This window comes from Aliivibrio fischeri ATCC 7744 = JCM 18803 = DSM 507 (assembly GCF_023983475.1).
Taxonomy (GTDB): domain Bacteria; phylum Pseudomonadota; class Gammaproteobacteria; order Enterobacterales; family Vibrionaceae; genus Aliivibrio; species Aliivibrio fischeri.
Map to the genome: position 1 here is coordinate 1110743 of NZ_CP092713.1, position 16466 is coordinate 1127208.

Here is a 16466-nt window from a genome sequence, read left to right on the forward strand (position 1 = left end):
ATAAAAGGCGAAAAAAACAAAAAAAGCCCGTTTACAATTGCAAACGGGCTTTGATTTTATTGAATAATATTAAACTGTAGCTGGACTTAGTTGTTGTGCTTTCTCTTCAGAGATCGGCTTAGTAACTAGAGCTAGAATAATAGCAACACCTACCATTGCAGCAGAGATAGTGTACGCTAGAGCATAGTCACCACCTTGAGTCATTGAGAAACCAACAACTGCAGCACCGATAGCACCACCAATACCCCATGAAGTGTATAGAACACCATAGTTAGTGCCGTAGTTTTTCAGGCCGTAGAACTCAGCAGTAAGTGATGGGAATACAGCTAGTAATGTACCGTAACCAACTGCAGCAACAGCCGTACCAATGATTAGCATTACTTCATTGTCGTACATGCTAAATAGAGCCATGTTCGCACCTTGAAGAACAAATGCGATAAGCAGTGTTTTTACGCCACCAATCTTGTCAGAAAGCATACCAGCAGCAACACGACCGCCTGAATTGAATACAGCAAGAAGAGAAGCTAGATAAACCGCATTTGGTAGATTTGCTTGCATGCTTGCAATTGTTGTGATGTTACCAATGATCATAAGACCAGCAGATGCAGCGAATGCGTACATAATCCATAGAGAATAAAACTGTGGCGTTTTAAGCATCGCTTTCCAATTTAGATCCATTGGTTTACGAGTTGCCACTGGTGATTTACCCGCTTTAACTTTAGGTTCTTCTGGTTGGTAACCTTCTGGTGGGTTGTTGATCGTTGTTGCTAAAGGAACAGCGATAATAAGAATGGCTACACCAAGAACTAAAAAGCTAGTTTGAATACCGTACATAGAAATAAGAGCTGATGTAACAGGCGCTAAGTAAATAGCAGCTAAACCAAAACCAGCAGCAATTAATCCGTTTACCATACCTTTCTTAGAAGGGTGGAACCACTTCATAGCAGATGGAGCTAGACATGCATAACCAAAACCAATGCCAGCACCAGTCATGATACCGAAAGTAATATTAAGCATGAACACGGTTTCGGCAAAGCTAGAAGCGATCATACCTAGACCAACTAGAATCGTACCGAAAATAAGAATTAAACGTGGTCCCATGCGATCTTGAAGAATACCAGCAACTAAAAGACAGATTGAAAAAGTGATCGTTGCAGTCGCATAAGGTTGAGACGCTTGAGACGCTGTCCATCCCATATCAGTTACAAGTGCTTTATTGAATACGCTCCATGCGTAAAGAATTCCTAAACATAGGTTGATACAAAAGCCTGCAAGCAGGATACGCATTGCTTTATCGATATTTTTCATCGTTTTCTCGGTGAGTTGAAAGTTTATTACAATTAATTTTGAATGAATTAACTGCTGTTTTTTAGAAATAAGACATGTGTCACGTAAAACTGCGCGGAGTTTATCAGCACTTTTTATTTATTGGAATAGCTTGTATGAAAATTACACCACATTTTTTCAATCTAATATTCCACTTTTATTGGCGTCATACAATTGACGGTCAAGCGGCATTATTCTGTCATATCTTTGTAAAATATTGATGTTGGGTCTATTTTTACAAATAATTACTTGATAATATGCGCCGCGTTAACAACAACACTAATAAATAGAGAATATTATGAACTTTAAAAAGATGAAAATAGCTGTAGCAGTGGCGCTAGGCGTAACTACTTTAACTGGTTGTATGGGTCAAATGGGTGTTACTCAACTTGTTACTTTTGGTAACTTGAAAGCAGTTGATAACCGTTACGGCCGTGCTGGACTTTATATTCTACTTGCACCTGTTTATGGTATTTCAGCTGCAGCTGACTTATTTATCTTTAACTCAATCGAATTCTGGACTGGTAAAAACATCATCACAGGTAAGAGCCCTGCGATCGTAGATAAAGATGTTGGCGGTGCTGTATTTAAAGTTAACGACAAAATCGATGCATCAATGACAAAAGCACCAGTTGCACCTCTACAAGTTAACAACAACGTTAAGAGCACAACGGTTGAACAAATCGATGCGAACACATTAGAAATGCACGTTGCATTACTGGATGGTACTCAACAAGTACTTCGTGGCGAAAAAGTAGATGATAGCGTTGCATTCTACCTAGACGGTAAACACATCACTACAGTACAAATTTCAGAATTAGAAAACTACGTAGCAGCGACTCAAGCTTAATCTACGTTTTATCTAATTTTAAAAGCACTCTAGTAATAGGGTGCTTTTTTTGTGCTTTATTTCAAATATTTTATAAATATATTTCTCTTCTCAATACCATTAAAATTAACTAACCATTAACATTTAATGCGTCATTAATAAGACTTTTCTATTAACTATCACGTCTATGGTTTGTTGCTTATTTCAACTCATCATCACTGAAACATTTGCGTAACAATTGTGCATTTTTCATATACTTGAATTTTGAATTAAAAGCGATAGAATGCAGCGGAAACAAAGATTTCAAATTTGAAAGGATGCTCCAATTTTTCATTTGAGGTGTTTATGAAATTACTTCTGATTTTTTTAATATCAACCATCGGTGGTGTTGCAGCTGCTGAGCATTTTCATTCTTTCATTTTAGGGTTAAGTATCGCTACATTAGCTGTAGGGTGCTGCCACTGGTTTGCATTTCGAACGACAAAGTATCCTCAACTTGCAATGTTAATGCTGGTTTTAGGCTTATTCGCAAAAATCACAGTAACCATAACGGGCGTGATCATTAGTATGAACGCAGAGTTAATCTCATCACCGTTTATTTTTGCTGTTTCATATTTATTCTTTTCCATTGTTGCCACTTACCTTTGGTTTAAGATTAAAGATGCAAAAATTTCTAAGCCATTGCTAAAGAAGTACTTGAAGACAGCCTAAACAAAGCATCAAGTAACTGACGACAAAGGAGCTTTTAAGGCTCCTTTTTCATGTCTTATATATTCTTTACCGTATTCATGGCCTATAATCCTTGATATAGTGCAGTAATAGATTTATTAATTAAGGTTCAAATAGATGGCCATTTCCATCTTAATCTGTGACGATTCCGCTCTGGCTCGTAAACAATTATCCCGTGTAATACCTGTATCATGGGGAGCAAATATTGAGTTTGCTCAACATGGTTGGGAAGCGATTCATAAATTAGAAGCCAATACCTTTGATATTCTTTTCCTTGATTTAACCATGCCTGAGTTAGATGGCTACGGTACGCTTGAAGAGATTCAAAAACGTAACATTGCTATTTCTACCGTTGTTGTTTCTGGTGATATACAACCTAAAGCACAACAACGAGTTGCTGAACTGGGTGCAAAAGCCTTCATCAAAAAACCATTAGATAAAGCAACTTTAATCTCAACCTTACAGAATATTGGTATTCAACCAGAAAAGCCTGCAAGCTATCAAGTGCAGTCGGTTCAACCAATTCAGTTGCGACGTCGAGATGTGTATCTTGAGGTGGCTAATGTAGCAATAGGGCGAGCAGCAGATTCATTAGCAAGACACTTTGATGTATTTGTGCACATGCCACTACCAAACGTCAATTTATTCGAAATGAGTGAATTGCAAATGACATTACGCCACCTAGCGACTAATGAACATATGTCCGGAGTGTGCCAAGGATTTAGTGGCGAAGGTATCGCTGGTGAAGCCTTGATTTTATTAAGTGATTCAAGCGTATCCGATTTATTAACCTTAATGGATTATCCAGAAAGTGACGATGCAAGTTTAGAGCTTGAGCTATTAATGGATGTTTCAAACATTTTGGTTGGTGCTTTCCTTAAGGGAATTGGTGAGCAAGCAGAGGTGCGTTTTTTCCAAAGTGCACCAGTATTGCTTGGTCAGCATATTTCTATAGATAGTGTCGTTGAATCAACCAAAGGGACATTCAACCGCATCATGGCTTTTGAGGTCAGCTATAACATTGATGGCACACAAATTAAATGTGACATGCTATTGATGATAGTAGACGAATCTCTACCAATTTTAGACAACAAACTTGCTTACCTATTGGATGACGAATAATGAATGGGATCCCAGCTGAATTTGAACAGTTTCATTGGATGGTCGACATGGTGCAAAACGTCGATATCGGACTTATTGTAGTCGATAAAGAATTTAATGTGCACTTATGGAATGGATTCATGACACATCATAGTGGGAAACAAGCTCATGATGTGATGACAAAATCATTGTTCGATTTATTTCCAGAAATAAATGACGCTTGGTTTAAAGCAAAATCTAAACCTGTTTTTGAATTAGGCACGCGCAGTTTCATTACTTGGCGTCAAAAACCGTATTTATTTCGTTGCCGTAATGTTCGGCCAATTACTCAGCAGAGTGAGTTTATGTATCAGAATGTCACATTGAACCCAATGCGAAGTACAACAGGGGAAATCAAATCAATGTTTCTAGCGGTTGAAGACGTAACTGCGGAAGCTTTGGCTGAGCGATTAAACCAAAAATAATACAAAAATCTAAACAGAAAAAAGGAGGCTAATTTAGCCTCCTTTTTTACAAAATAAACAAGCGATTATTTGTTCGCTTTTTTATCAGCTTCTGTTAGTTCACGGATCTTACGGCTGATATCACGACGAGATTTAGAGATTTCAGCACTTTTGATGATGTGGTCATCAACACGGTCTTCGTAATCTGCTTTCATGTTTTCAACAACTGCAATAACTTCTGCTGTAGTCATAGTAGGGTGAATGTAATCAAGCATGTTTTCTAGAAGCGTTACACGCTTTTGGTTATCACGAATTTTCTTTTGGTTGTCTTGAAGTTCACGCTTCAGTTTGTTTTTACGACGAGCTTGGTTGATGATTTCAAAAACGTTGTTCATTTCAATTTCCTATAATATTTAATAGCTTCTATCTTGATTAAATCATAAATGCGATAGCGAAAACAATAACAAGATCAATACAGTGTTAAAAAGATGGTATTACGCAGATTTTGAGCTATCTTCACTTGCTTCTTTGTCTAGGTCTCTGTTTGGAGAAATCTTAGTGACGTTTTCAACTTCAACAACTTCAAGGTTTTCACCAATTAACAAACCACCTTTATCGATAGTAAGGTGCTGGGTTTGCATGGTTCCCTTAAATTTACCTTTAGCTTGAATATTCACTTCGCCACCTTGACAAGTTCCTTCAACCAAACCATTAATCAAAACTAATCCCGCTTTGATATCGCCCTGAACTCTCCCAGTAGGAGTAACAATCACTTCAGCTTCAGTTGCAATATTACCTTGAACATAACCATCAATTTGGATGCTTTGTTCTGATTCTAAATTACCGATGATACGGCAACCTTTTGCAACGATAGATAAAGATGCCGAGGTAGACCGACTACTAAAAAGGCCCATGAGTGTTTCTCCAATTGATATTAATTTAACTAAAGAATACTATCATGAATAGAATATAGCGTATCTACTAATTGATTAGTTAATAACATATTTTAACCGCTTAGCTCACACTTACGTCATTTTGGGCGGTTATAAGCAAGGAAAAGATAAAATGAGAATATTTAGCGAGACTGAGATCCGTATTATCGGCTGTTTAATTGAAAAAGAAATCACAACGCCAGAGCAATATCCATTAACTCTCAATGCATTAACAACCGCCTGTAATCAAAAAAGCAATCGTGACCCCGTAACCTCACTAACGGATTCTGATGTCTTAGATAGTGTGAATGCACTGATCCAAGAACGTATCATTACTGATGAAACTCGAGGTAATTCACGCGTAGCGAAATACCAACATCGTTTCTGTAATACCGAATTTGGTAGTCTTAAATTCTCTAAGCAAGAACTTGCTATTTTATGTGTTTTGTTTTTGCGTGGTCCGCAAACACCAGGCGAACTTCGCACAAGAACACAGCGTTTATGCGAATTTGATAACGTAGCTCAAGTTGAAAATGTATTAAATGGTCTTTCTGCAGATGAACACAACCCTAAAGTGATCAAATTAGAAAAAGAACCAGGTAAAAGAGAGGCACGTTTTGCTCATTTATTCTGTGGGGAAATCAGTCAAGCAACAGCAACGTTTCAACAGGTGCCTTCAGAGTCACGTGATAATGAACGTATTGTGGCACTCGAATCAGACGTGGCTGATTTAAAACTTGAAGTAGAAGAACTAAAGAAACTTATCAACAATTTACTTGATAAATAATGATTGAAGAAAAGAACACATGGTTTATCTACCTGATAAGAACTCGGGTAGGTAGCTTGTATTGCGGTATTACTAATAATTTAGAACGACGCTTTAAAATGCATCAAGATGGGAAAGGGGCAAAATACCTTAAAGGAAAAGGCCCTTTGACCTTAGTTTGGCATTGCGACGTTGAAAATAAATCCATTGCTTTAAAATACGAATATCGTATAAAAAAAATGACTAAAGCATCAAAAGAAGCCTTAGTCATTAATCAAATACCATTACCAACTATTAATGATTAATCATAAATGGTTGGGATAGGCTTACGTTTATGCTGAGACATTTGGTAGATTTTAATTAATCGAGCTTCTGCATCAGCATCAATTTTTTTACCTTCCAAAAAGTCATCAATTTGATCATAGCTAACAGATAAAGCATCTTCGTCCGCTTTCTGTGGTGCTAACTCTTCTAAATCAGCAGTAGGCACTTTTTTAACTAACTGTTCAGGCGCACCTAATTGTGCTGCGACCTCACGAACTTGGCGCTTATTTAAACCAAATAAAGGCGCTAAGTCACACGCACCATCACCAAATTTAGTATAAAAGCCCGTAATATTTTCAGCAGAATGATCAGTACCCAATACCAAACCACCGACATAACCTGCAACTTCGTATTGAGCGATCATACGAGCACGAGCCTTAACGTTACCTTTTACAAAATCAATTTTTGCACTGTCTGTTGGCAATAAGTCCGTATCTTGAAGTGCGATGTGATTAGCAGAATGCAAACCATCAACACCTTCTTTAATATTGATACTAATAGAGTGGGTCGGCTGAATAAATTGAAGTGCCAATTGTGCTTCATCTTCATCTTTTTGGATACCATAAGGAAGACGAACTGCGATAAATTGATAATCAGAACTTTGAGTCTCAAGGTTAAGTTCATTTACGGCAAGTTGAGCTAAACGACCACAAGTTGTCGAATCAACACCACCACTGATACCAAGAATTAACGATTTACAGTGAGCTTCAAGCAATTTACTTTTAATAAAGTCCACACGTTTTTTGATCTCTTCAACAGGGTCAATTGACACCTTTACTTTCATTTCTTCAACAATTTGCTGCTGCATTACTCATTCCTTTGCTCATTCGAGTCTTATTTACGATTAATGTTGATTAATAATACTGAAATAATGTAATTAATAATAGAGAAATGATACATGGCATAGCCTTTGACAAAATTTTCACTTATGCTGTTTATAATCAAGTCGATAGGAAGTTTGTATGAAGATTGCTGTATTTGGAAGCGCGTTTAATCCGCCATCTCTTGGTCATAAAAGCGTTATCGAGCGTCTTGGGCATTTTGATAGAGTTTTGCTCGTACCGAGTATTGCCCATGCGTGGGGAAAAACCATGCTTTCATTTGATACTCGTGTAGAAATGTTGAATGAATTTGCTAAAGATTTAATTATCAAAAATGTCGAAATCTCGACATTGGAAAAAGAGATTTACATTCCAGATCAGAGCGTAACTACATTTTCACTGCTAAATAAGCTTCAAGAAAGTGAAAAAAACGCCGATATAACTTTCATAATAGGACCAGACAACCTATTACAATTTGCTAAGTTTCATAAGTCAGACGAAATAGTAAAACGTTGGTCTGTCATGGCATGTCCTGAAACAGTTGCGATCCGCAGCACAGACATAAGGAATGCAATTGGTGACAATATGGAAATTAGCCACTTAACAACACCGCATGTTGCGGATTATATAAAGAAACATCGATTATACGAGTAACAATAAATGAAGAAACAAGTAAGTTTACTTAGTCTACTTTTCTTACTGCCTTTAAATGTGAGTGCAGGGAATAAGGCCACTTGTTTTCAGGAAAGTTACGATAGTTATTCTCGTGAAATTTACTCTTCAACCTCATCATGCTTAATTCCACTGTTTGAAGTAAACCAGTTCATTAATCAACTGACCAGTATGACCAATAGAATCGAAAGCGAAGTATTTGAAGAACCTACATTCTGGGAAAGCTGGGCTTACAGTACAGGTGATGACCCATTACTAACGGGTTATTTAAGCGATAGTGCTGTTGGGTTTACCGTTTGGCAACCAGAAGAGTATTATGATAAAAAAATTGAAGAATTTGAATCGTATGGCGAATGGCTTGAAAGCCACGGTTTACAGTTGAGCTTGGCGTTTGGTGGCGAGAAAAAAGGCAAAAGTGCACGATTTCGTATTGATTATCGCTGGCACGATAAAGCAGATGATCAGGTCTTTATGCAATTTGAAGTGCCTTTTCAGTAACCATCTAATTCATAAAGACCTTTGTTAAAGCAGGCAGTTATTCACTTAAAATAGCAAAAGCCTGCTCCATTAATTGAACATTACCCTCAAACAGCCTTTCAGCAATAACATCCATTTTACCACCGGATTTTCTCAGTTTGTCTGCTTCACGAACTTTTAATAGCATCATCATATCGGCAGATAAATCGACGTCTTCTGGAATTGTGCTTTTCCCTAATTCTGCAACATAACGCGTTATCGAATTGGATTTATCAGAAAGTGATGTGTGACAAGTCGAATCCAAAATCTCATCCTGAATTACAGATAATAGACGTTGCTGTGCTTCGTTGCTGATAGTTTTCGTTTGAAGCTTATTTAAAGCAGCACAAAGTAATGGAGTCGAGTGAAGGTAGCCACCTTGGTGCGGTAAGTTTTCACGAGTTCTTATAGAAAAACAAATTCTAGAAATGGTCGAATTAGGAACCACCGTTTCTGAGATTAAAGAGTCGAACGGCAGCCAAAACATCTCTCCAGCTTCAACTAAATATTCCCATTTGCCAAGACGAATTAGCATTGCGCCAGATTCAACCGAAACCAGTTCGTAATGATTTTTCTTCTTACGAGCAGTGTAAAAAAGCGTAGTAAGTGTGTCTGACTCAAAAGTAATTACGTTTTTCATATCGACCTCTAAATTGAAGTGCGTAACTTTACTGGTTTCCATTAAAAAATCAATGCATTCTCATGCTTTATCATTGATTTAAGCTCCAATGGTACGACCTCTGAAATTGATCACGTACAACGACATAAAAATCAAGTAGAATATGCGCTTATTCTATTTTCGGTAACCAGAAGTCCAAACATGACCACACAAGATATCTATCAAGAAATTCGTCCATATAACGACAACGAAGTGCCTGCGGCTATTGAGCGATTAATTTCTGATGATGAATTTATAACAGCCATTCTTCACTACAAATTTCCATCAGCATCTAAGTTTTTGTTTTGGCTTCTTGCTCCATTACTACGTTACAAATTACGTAGCACATTATCAAAAATCAAAACAGTTGAAGATGTGCAAATTAATGTTGCTAAGTATTTGAATAAAACCATCAAAACCACAACAGGTGGTATTACTCATTCAGGTCTTGATAAATTAGATCCAGAACAATCTTACTTGTTCGTTTCTAATCACCGTGATATTGCAATGGATCCTGCATTAATGAACTGGGTTTTATATAACAATAAAATGCAGACGGTACGCATTGCCATTGGTGACAACCTATTAAAGAAAGCATGCAGCACTGAATTAATGAAACTGAATAAAAGTTTCATTGTTAAACGTTCAGCAAAAGCGCCTCGCCAAATGCTACAAGCGTTAGGTTTATTGTCTTCATATATCAAACATTCGCTAGAAACCAATAATTCAATTTGGATTGCCCAAAAAGAAGGTCGAGCGAAAGACGGTAATGATTTTACTGATCCAGCTATTTTAAAAATGTTTCATGTAGAAGGGCGTAAGCGTAAAGAAAGTTTCGCCGATTACATGAACGGTTTAAATATTGTTCCTGTATCAATTTCATACGAAAATGACCCACTGGATCTTCAAAAGGCGAAAGAACTGAATGCGTTAGCAACTCAAGGCTCTTATGAAAAAGGCGAATTTGAAGATATCGATAGCATTATTAAAGGTATCATCGGCAATAAAAAACGCATCCACATTCATTTTGGTGACGTTGTAACTAGCGCACCTGAAAATGCAGATGAATTAGCGGTTGAGATGGATAAGCAAATCACACAGAACTACCACTTATTTCCAATCAATTACGCTGCTGCAAATGTTGAATCAAATGATGTTAATAAAAGCGTAATCAGCGAGTTGAATGAAAAACTCGCTCAATTAACAGAAGAAGAAAAGCCTTATTTGCGTGCGCTTTATGCTAATCCGGTTAATAACGCACGGAAAAGCAAAACTGAACCTACATTATAAATTAGTTAAATAGCTTTTTATCCCAATGAGGAGGATTACCAACTTGTTGGGATAAGAAGTCAATAAACGTTCTTACCTTAGGAGGCAAATGCTGTCTCCTTGGGTATACCGCATAAATCGGTAACTTCATATCTGCCTGCCATTCTTTTAATAATCGAACTAAGCTGCCATTATCAAATTCATTTTCTAATAAATAGCTTGCTAAGTATGCGATACCTGCACCGGCTTTTGTTGCGTCTAAAATGGCAGAAGCATTATCAATTTTAAAGTTACTTTGAACATTAACCACTTGGTGTACACCATCACGAGTGAACTCCCAATCATTAAATCTTCGTTCGTTACTTTGATAAGTAATGCATTTATGTTTTACCAATTCAGCAGGACGTGTAGGACAGCCATGTTGCTCAATGTAACCAGGAGAAGCCGCAACAACAAATCGACAATCGGCTATTTTTCTTGCGACCATACCTTCTGGTAAATCATCATGAATTGCAATCCAGCAATCTAAACCATCTTCAAGTAGTTTTGGTTTATGATCAAAAAGACTCACTTCGAGTTCAATTTCAGGAAACTGTGCTTGGAATTCAGCTAAAGCATGAATAATGTGGCTGTTACCAAACGATTGAGCGATCCCAACTTTAAAGACACCTGATATTCTACCGTGATGAGCATCTAATAAAGCGTCAGCTTCATACGCAATATCAATTAATTTCTGACAATATTCTGCGTATTGACTACCAAGTTCAGTAATAGAAACCGAGCGATTATTACGTTGAACCAACTGACAATCTAAACGGGTTTCTAGTGCTTTTACTTGTTTGGATACATGAGATTTTGAAATACCAAGTTTTTCTGCTGCTCGAGTAAAATTCAATTCATTTGCTACCGTAGCAAAAATGACCATCTCGTGTAGGTTGTCTAACATAATACTGCCCATAATATTTTTTATGAGCTTATTGTAATGCTACTTAAAAATATAACCATCAACTTTTATGGTTTTTGGAAATTCAGTAATTTGTTGACCGCCTAAATAGATATTACCTTTTACAACCAAATCGTCAGGAAGTGTTGTAATTTTTGAATGACCTAAATATAGATTCCCCGTAACCGTTAACTGTTTAGGTAATTGAGTAAGGGGAGTTCTAATCACACTTAAATCACCATTCACCGTTAAACGTTGTGGAAGCTCTGTAATACTAGAGCCAGCAAAATTAATAAAACCAGCGACTTTAATACCTCGAGGGTAACGTTTTAGTTCCGTTGTACCCGCCAAGTTCAAGTAGCCTTCAACCTTCGTACCACGAGGAATGGTTCTAATAACCGTATTGGCCAAATTTAAGTTGCCTTTTACAACTAAACCCTTTGGTAATTTTTTGATTTTACTATTTGCAAGGTTCAAATTACCTTTAAGAACAAGGTCATCAGGCAACTCTGTGTAATCTGTGTTTCTAAGCGTAATATTTCCATAACTATCAATATGATTAATTAAACGATGTTTATTTAGCTTTTCTGCATAAACTGGATTGCTTAAAAATACACAGCCAATAAGGCCAGTCAGCAGGTAATTGAATTTAGACATAATTTTCACGGTAAATGAATCTATTCCTATATTATCGACAAATTTGCAAATAAGTTTAATCTCAAATCAGTGATATAGGTCCTTATTTTACGTTTCATTTATGAAACTACTTTTGTTATAGTGAAATTCGGTAATGGATACCGAAGCGACAAATGTGTCACTAGTAAACTCAAATTTTTAAGGTTTAAGGAAACATCATGGCTAAAGCAACTGGTACTGTTAAATGGTTTAACGAAGAAAAAGGTTTTGGTTTTATTGCTCAAGAGAATGGACCTGATGTGTTCGCTCACTTTAGCCAAATTCAATCAGAAGGCTTCAAAACGTTAAAAGAAGGCCAAGCAGTGTCTTTCGATGTTGAGCAAGGTCAAAAAGGCCCGCAAGCAGCTAATATCGTAGCTCTTTAATAAAACAGAATTAATAAAAAAGGCCCTCTAGGTAACTAGTTAGGGCCTTTTTTTCATTTTTGTCTCGTCCTGAAATGTGTTTACACATTTAGGACTTTTATATGACAAATCAAGAAAAAACAAAGAATAAGCGAACTCAACGCGATTATTCATTAGGCTTTAAATTGCAGCTTGTTGCCGCTATAGAAAAAGGCGATATGACCTATAAGCAAGCTCAAAACATTTATGGCATTCAAGGTCGATCTACCGTACTTACTTGGTTAAGAAAACACGGTAAGATGGACTGGTCTCAATCACCTAAGATTATTATGCCTAAATCCCCGAAAGCGAAAGAATCGCCTGCACAAAAAATTAAACGTTTAGAGCGAGAGCTTGATGATGAAAGAATGCGTAATTTATTACTTAATGAAGTAGTGAATATCATGGACGCAGAACATGGTGCAGGCCTTAGAAAAAAGTATATTGCCAAGGAGCAAGAAGTCTTCAAAAGCAGAAAATGATCAGCTTAGAGCGAGCTAGTCAGCTACTTGGCATTACAAGACAATGTATATACCAACAAGAACGTAGAGCTCTGAAACGTGCCGTTGAACTTTCACCGGTTAAAAATATGGTGCAAGAAATTCGTCGATATATGCCTCGTATTGGAGGTAAAAAATTATATTTTTTACTTAAGCCCAAATTCATCACTCATGGCATAAAGTTAGGCAGAGATAACTTTTTTTCCTATTTAAGAAATGAGTGCTTATTAGTAAAACCTAAACGAAGTTATACAAAAACTACCTATAGTAAGCATTGGATGAAAAAACATCCTAATTTACTTAAAGAAGTAACACCTCAAGCATCTGAAGAGGTTTTTGTTAGTGATATCACTTACGTTCAATCACAAAAAGGTATTCATTATTTATCTTTAGTAACAGATGCTTATAGTCGAAAGATAATGGGATATGAATTAAGTGATGAAATGAAAGCTACTGATGTAGTCAAAGCTCTTGATATGGCGATAGATAGCCGTCAATATCAAAGGAGTACGATTCATCATTCAGACCGAGGATTACAGTATTGTTCAAAGGTTTATCAGGAAAAATTGAATAAAAATGATATTAAGCCATCAATGACGGATGGTTATGATTGCTATCAAAATGCATTAGCAGAGCGAATAAATGGGATACTTAAACAAGAGTTTCTTTTGTATGACTGTAAAGATTTAGAGGAGTTAAGGCATTTAGTTGAAGAATCTATTTTTATTTATAATGAAATGCGGCCACATTTAAGCTTGGGAATGAGTACACCAAATCAAGTACACAAAAAAGCCAAGTGCGTACGCACTTAGCTTTCAATTAAAAATCGTCAACGTATTTTAGGACGAGACATTTGAACTAAAATTAGCGACGTAAAGAACGTGTTTTTAATTCATAAATTAGTTTTTCTGCACTGCATGAAAACTTAAGACGCGCATGCAATTCTTTTTCATCTTCGGTAATTACAATACTGTGCTCAACGTCTGCACATACTTCTTTAGCCAATGCTAGGTAGTTAGAAAATTCGGATTCTAATAATACTTTATTGTCAGCGAAGATGCTTACTTCAGCAACATCATCACCTTCTTTAATCACAAAACCCATTTCTGCACTACAACCACATGCTTCACATGGTACGTTTTGTTCAACTTCAGAACTCATTGCTTGTATCCTCAATAGTAGTAGTAGGGTAATACTATGCTGCTTTTTATCAGAACTCTACCATTTTTATCATATTGAATATCTAGTTGCATAAAAGATAACATCTGAACAAAGAATTACGCACAGTTACTTAACTTGGGATGAATTTCTCAAAAAACGCACCCATATGACAAATTTTTGTAAGAATCAGCAGGCGTTTGTTGTAATTCAATACTGTATACCGCAAACTAGACTCTAAACGCTTTCTTAGGCCACAACTTCGTATTTACGTTACATTTTTTATTTCTTACTTTTGAGAACGAATTTAACGGACAAGTTGTTATATGATGTTTAGAAAGCAATACACGATAAAAATAAATTAATAAAAGGATTTGAATCTTACAAATCTACTAGATTTCACTATTAGTACATTTTTATGATTGATTTCTTAATGGACTAACCACTTAGAAGAGCTTTATTATGCCAAAAAGAAGTAAAGAAGATACTGAAATCACCATCCAGAAAATCATGGATGCGGTTATTGATCAACTATTACGCTTAGGCTATGACAAAATGTCGTACACAACACTAAGTCAACAGACTGGTGTTTCAAGAACCGGCATTAGCCATCATTTTCCAAAGAAAACGGATTTTACAGCAGCGCTAGATGGTCGTATTTTCCGTCTTTTTGCTGAGCGCCTTGATATGCAAGGTGACAAACAACAATTTATTGATAGCTGGATTTCATCTCTAGAAGATGAACAATTCCGAGCTATTTTACGCCTTTTGTTCCACCATATCGTAACATCAGCAAATGCACATGAATTTGCACATAACGGTATTGAGCGTCTATATAGCATGGTTGAAGACCTATATGGAGAAGAGAGTCGTAAAGATCTAGAGTGGTTAATAGGTCTATCTCTTATCCGAATGGCAAAATAAATCTGGTTAATTGCATTAAAAAGCTTATCTTAGTGATAAGCTTTTTTTTTGCATCTAAGTTTATTTAGAGTATATACTCTATTTAACGGAGGGTTTATGCTAAAAATGACACGTGTCTCAATCTTAATTACTACATTACTATCTATATCAGTACAGGCTAAATCTGTTGATTTCGATTCCGCTTGGAAAAATGTATTAAATAATCACAACGGTATTGCTGCTGAACGAATGAATGTACAGAGACAAGAGTCGTTGGCATCAGGAACGTCAGATCTCAATCTTCCTTCAATTACGTTAAGTGCAAATTACACTTACCTTGATGATGATGTTACCGTCTCTGGACAACAGTTAATTGATAGCACAAATACAAACCCTGCAATAGCTGGATTACTTGGACAATTAGTAGGTCCAGTCACTTCAACACTTACTGAGCGTGATATTTTTACCAGTTCGATTCGTGCTATTTGGCCGATCTTTACTGGTGGTAGAATTTCAGCAGCAGAAAGTGCCGCTGAAGGAAAAACAGCGGAAGCTCGTAGCCAACTATTAATGAAACAACAAGCGTCTTATGAAGATTTGGCAAAATATTACTTTAGTACCGTATTAGCGAAAGAAGTGGTTAATACGTATAGTGAAGTAGAGCAAGGCTTAGCGAAACACCGTGATAATGCAATCAAACTACAACAACAAGGGCAAATTGCTAAAGTAGAGCGCCTTCAAGCAGATGCGTCTTACGACAAAGCAAAAGTCGACTTGCGAAAAGCACAGCAAGATTACGACATCGCTAATGCAGCATTGGTTAGCATGCTACAAACAACAGAAACCGTCACTCCTGAAACTCAATTATTCATCAATAAATCATTGCCTCAATTAAATGCATTTGTGGATAGCACATTAGATACTTATCCGGGGTTAGCGCTCCTAGATGCAAAAGAGCTGCAAGCAAAAAGTTTAGTGAAAGCCGAAAAAGGAAGCTATTACCCTGAAGTTTATCTGTATGGTAACTACAATCTATATGAAGGGGACAGTTTATCTGCAGAAATTACACCTGATTGGCTTGTAGGAGTAGGGGTTAATGTTCCTTTAATCGATAACAAGGGGCGTTCGGATAAAGTGGTGGCAGCACACAGTGCCATTCAACAGGTTCAATATTTAAAAACACAAGCAAAGCAAGATCTCGCATTATTGGTGGAGAAAACCTACCGAGAAGCACTGCAAGCGATTGATGAATATAACGGCTTGGCTTCCAGTTTAGAGCTTGCGAAAGAAAATGTGGAACTTCGTGAAAAAGCCTTTAAACAAGGGCTATCCACGTCACTAGATGTGGTCGATGCTGAGCTTTATCTTGCTAGCATTAAAACCCAACGTTCTTTAGCTTCATTTAATTATGTGATTTCTTTAGTTAAATTGCTGGCGTTAAGCAATCAAACAGACACTTTTGTACAATATCAACTACAAGCAAGACAAGGGTAAACT

General features: G+C 36.7%; 21 protein-coding genes. 13 read left to right on the forward strand and 8 right to left on the reverse strand.

Annotation, left to right across the window (positions count from 1 at the left end; translation table 11 throughout):
* Positions 1–69: 69 nt before the first annotated feature.
* Positions 70–1308: an L-lactate MFS transporter gene (locus AVFI_RS18565; protein ID WP_012534661.1), complete on the reverse strand. Its 1239-nt coding sequence runs from the start codon at positions 1306–1308 to the stop codon at positions 70–72.
* A gap of 316 nt (positions 1309–1624) precedes the next feature.
* On the opposite strand from AVFI_RS18565, the gene AVFI_RS18570 reads away from it, so the two are divergent.
* From AVFI_RS18570 to AVFI_RS18585, 4 genes are all read left to right on the forward strand, one after another.
* On the forward strand, positions 1625–2176 hold the full coding sequence (locus AVFI_RS18570) for a DUF3332 domain-containing protein (protein ID WP_011263448.1): 552 nt from the start codon (positions 1625–1627) through the stop codon (positions 2174–2176).
* Positions 2177–2500: 324 nt separating this feature from the next.
* Positions 2501–2866: a hypothetical protein gene (locus tag AVFI_RS18575; RefSeq protein WP_017019455.1), complete on the forward strand. Its 366-nt coding sequence runs from the start codon at positions 2501–2503 to the stop codon at positions 2864–2866.
* A 135-nt stretch (positions 2867–3001) separates the two neighbouring features.
* A complete protein-coding gene (locus AVFI_RS18580; protein ID WP_012535315.1) occupies positions 3002–4006 on the forward strand; it encodes a response regulator in 1005 nt (334 codons plus the stop codon).
* Positions 4006–4449: a PAS domain-containing protein gene (locus AVFI_RS18585; RefSeq protein ID WP_012535121.1), complete on the forward strand. Its 444-nt coding sequence runs from the start codon at positions 4006–4008 to the stop codon at positions 4447–4449. Before AVFI_RS18580 ends, AVFI_RS18585 begins: the two co-directional genes overlap by 1 nt.
* 65 nt (positions 4450–4514) lie before the next feature.
* Here AVFI_RS18585 and AVFI_RS18590 read toward each other — a convergent pair whose 3' ends face one another.
* Both AVFI_RS18590 and AVFI_RS18595 read right to left on the reverse strand, forming a co-directional pair.
* Positions 4515–4823, reverse strand: a complete 309-nt coding sequence (locus tag AVFI_RS18590) for a DUF496 family protein (protein WP_005422781.1) — start codon at positions 4821–4823, stop codon at positions 4515–4517.
* A gap of 99 nt (positions 4824–4922) precedes the next feature.
* Positions 4923–5342, reverse strand: a complete 420-nt coding sequence (locus AVFI_RS18595; protein WP_005422780.1) for a bactofilin family protein — start codon at positions 5340–5342, stop codon at positions 4923–4925.
* 151 nt (positions 5343–5493) lie between these two features.
* Here AVFI_RS18595 and AVFI_RS18600 point away from each other — a divergent pair, with 151 nt between their 5' ends.
* Together AVFI_RS18600 and AVFI_RS18605 are read left to right on the forward strand one after the other, a co-directional pair.
* On the forward strand, positions 5494–6147 hold the full coding sequence (locus AVFI_RS18600; protein ID WP_188863895.1) for a YceH family protein: 654 nt from the start codon (positions 5494–5496) through the stop codon (positions 6145–6147).
* Positions 6147–6431: a GIY-YIG nuclease family protein gene (locus tag AVFI_RS18605; protein WP_065597492.1), complete on the forward strand. Its 285-nt coding sequence runs from the start codon at positions 6147–6149 to the stop codon at positions 6429–6431. The genes AVFI_RS18600 and AVFI_RS18605 overlap by 1 nt, the downstream gene beginning before the upstream one ends.
* Here the strand turns inward: AVFI_RS18605 and nadE are convergent.
* On the reverse strand, positions 6428–7258 hold the full coding sequence (gene nadE / locus AVFI_RS18610; RefSeq protein ID WP_065604625.1) for an ammonia-dependent NAD(+) synthetase: 831 nt from the start codon (positions 7256–7258) through the stop codon (positions 6428–6430). The two genes, AVFI_RS18605 and nadE, sit on opposite strands and share 4 nt — an antisense overlap.
* A 154-nt stretch (positions 7259–7412) precedes the next feature.
* On the opposite strand from nadE, the gene AVFI_RS18615 reads away from it, so the two are divergent.
* Both AVFI_RS18615 and AVFI_RS18620 read left to right on the forward strand, forming a co-directional pair.
* Positions 7413–7925, forward strand: a complete 513-nt coding sequence (locus tag AVFI_RS18615) for a nicotinate-nicotinamide nucleotide adenylyltransferase (RefSeq protein WP_054776205.1) — start codon at positions 7413–7415, stop codon at positions 7923–7925.
* A gap of 6 nt (positions 7926–7931) precedes the next feature.
* Positions 7932–8441, forward strand: coding sequence for a hypothetical protein (locus tag AVFI_RS18620; protein ID WP_017019450.1), 510 nt, complete (start codon positions 7932–7934; stop codon positions 8439–8441).
* 37 nt (positions 8442–8478) lie between these two features.
* On the opposite strand, the gene AVFI_RS18625 is transcribed toward AVFI_RS18620, so the two are convergent.
* Positions 8479–9141 (reverse strand): hypothetical protein, encoded by a 663-nt coding sequence (locus tag AVFI_RS18625; protein WP_054776204.1) that lies wholly within the window; start codon positions 9139–9141, stop codon positions 8479–8481.
* Positions 9142–9279: 138 nt separating this feature from the next.
* On the opposite strand from AVFI_RS18625, the gene AVFI_RS18630 reads away from it, so the two are divergent.
* Complete coding sequence (locus AVFI_RS18630) at positions 9280–10407, forward strand: 1-acyl-sn-glycerol-3-phosphate acyltransferase (RefSeq protein ID WP_054776203.1); 1128 nt, start codon at positions 9280–9282, stop codon at positions 10405–10407.
* A gap of 1 nt (position 10408) precedes the next feature.
* Here the strand turns inward: AVFI_RS18630 and AVFI_RS18635 are convergent, their stop codons facing one another.
* Both AVFI_RS18635 and AVFI_RS18640 read right to left on the reverse strand, forming a co-directional pair.
* On the reverse strand, positions 10409–11332 hold the full coding sequence (locus tag AVFI_RS18635; RefSeq protein ID WP_005422771.1) for a LysR family transcriptional regulator: 924 nt from the start codon (positions 11330–11332) through the stop codon (positions 10409–10411).
* 39 nt (positions 11333–11371) lie between these two features.
* Positions 11372–11986 (reverse strand): hypothetical protein, encoded by a 615-nt coding sequence (locus AVFI_RS18640; protein ID WP_017019446.1) that lies wholly within the window; start codon positions 11984–11986, stop codon positions 11372–11374.
* Between the two features lie 197 nt (positions 11987–12183).
* On the opposite strand from AVFI_RS18640, the gene cspE reads away from it, so the two are divergent.
* Together cspE and AVFI_RS18650 are read left to right on the forward strand one after the other, a co-directional pair.
* Positions 12184–12390, forward strand: coding sequence for a transcription antiterminator/RNA stability regulator CspE (gene cspE, locus AVFI_RS18645; RefSeq protein ID WP_005422769.1), 207 nt, complete (start codon positions 12184–12186; stop codon positions 12388–12390).
* A 101-nt stretch (positions 12391–12491) separates the two neighbouring features.
* Positions 12492–13720 (forward strand): IS3 family transposase gene (locus tag AVFI_RS18650; RefSeq protein ID WP_408580437.1). Its coding sequence is split into 2 segments (ribosomal slippage): positions 12492–12855 and positions 12855–13720, totalling 1230 coding nucleotides; the frame shifts between segments, so codons are not numbered across the junction.
* Positions 13721–13772: 52 nt separating this feature from the next.
* Here the strand turns inward: AVFI_RS18650 and AVFI_RS18655 are convergent.
* Positions 13773–14069: a YfcZ/YiiS family protein gene (locus tag AVFI_RS18655; RefSeq protein WP_005422768.1), complete on the reverse strand. Its 297-nt coding sequence runs from the start codon at positions 14067–14069 to the stop codon at positions 13773–13775.
* A gap of 459 nt (positions 14070–14528) precedes the next feature.
* Between AVFI_RS18655 and AVFI_RS18660 the strand changes: the two genes are divergently transcribed.
* Both AVFI_RS18660 and AVFI_RS18665 read left to right on the forward strand, forming a co-directional pair.
* Entirely contained in the window at positions 14529–14990 is a 462-nt protein-coding gene (locus AVFI_RS18660) for a TetR/AcrR family transcriptional regulator (protein ID WP_005422766.1), read from the forward strand.
* Between the two features lie 96 nt (positions 14991–15086).
* Complete coding sequence (locus AVFI_RS18665; RefSeq protein WP_054776234.1) at positions 15087–16463, forward strand: TolC family protein; 1377 nt, start codon at positions 15087–15089, stop codon at positions 16461–16463.
* The last annotated feature ends 3 nt before the right edge of the window (positions 16464–16466 follow it).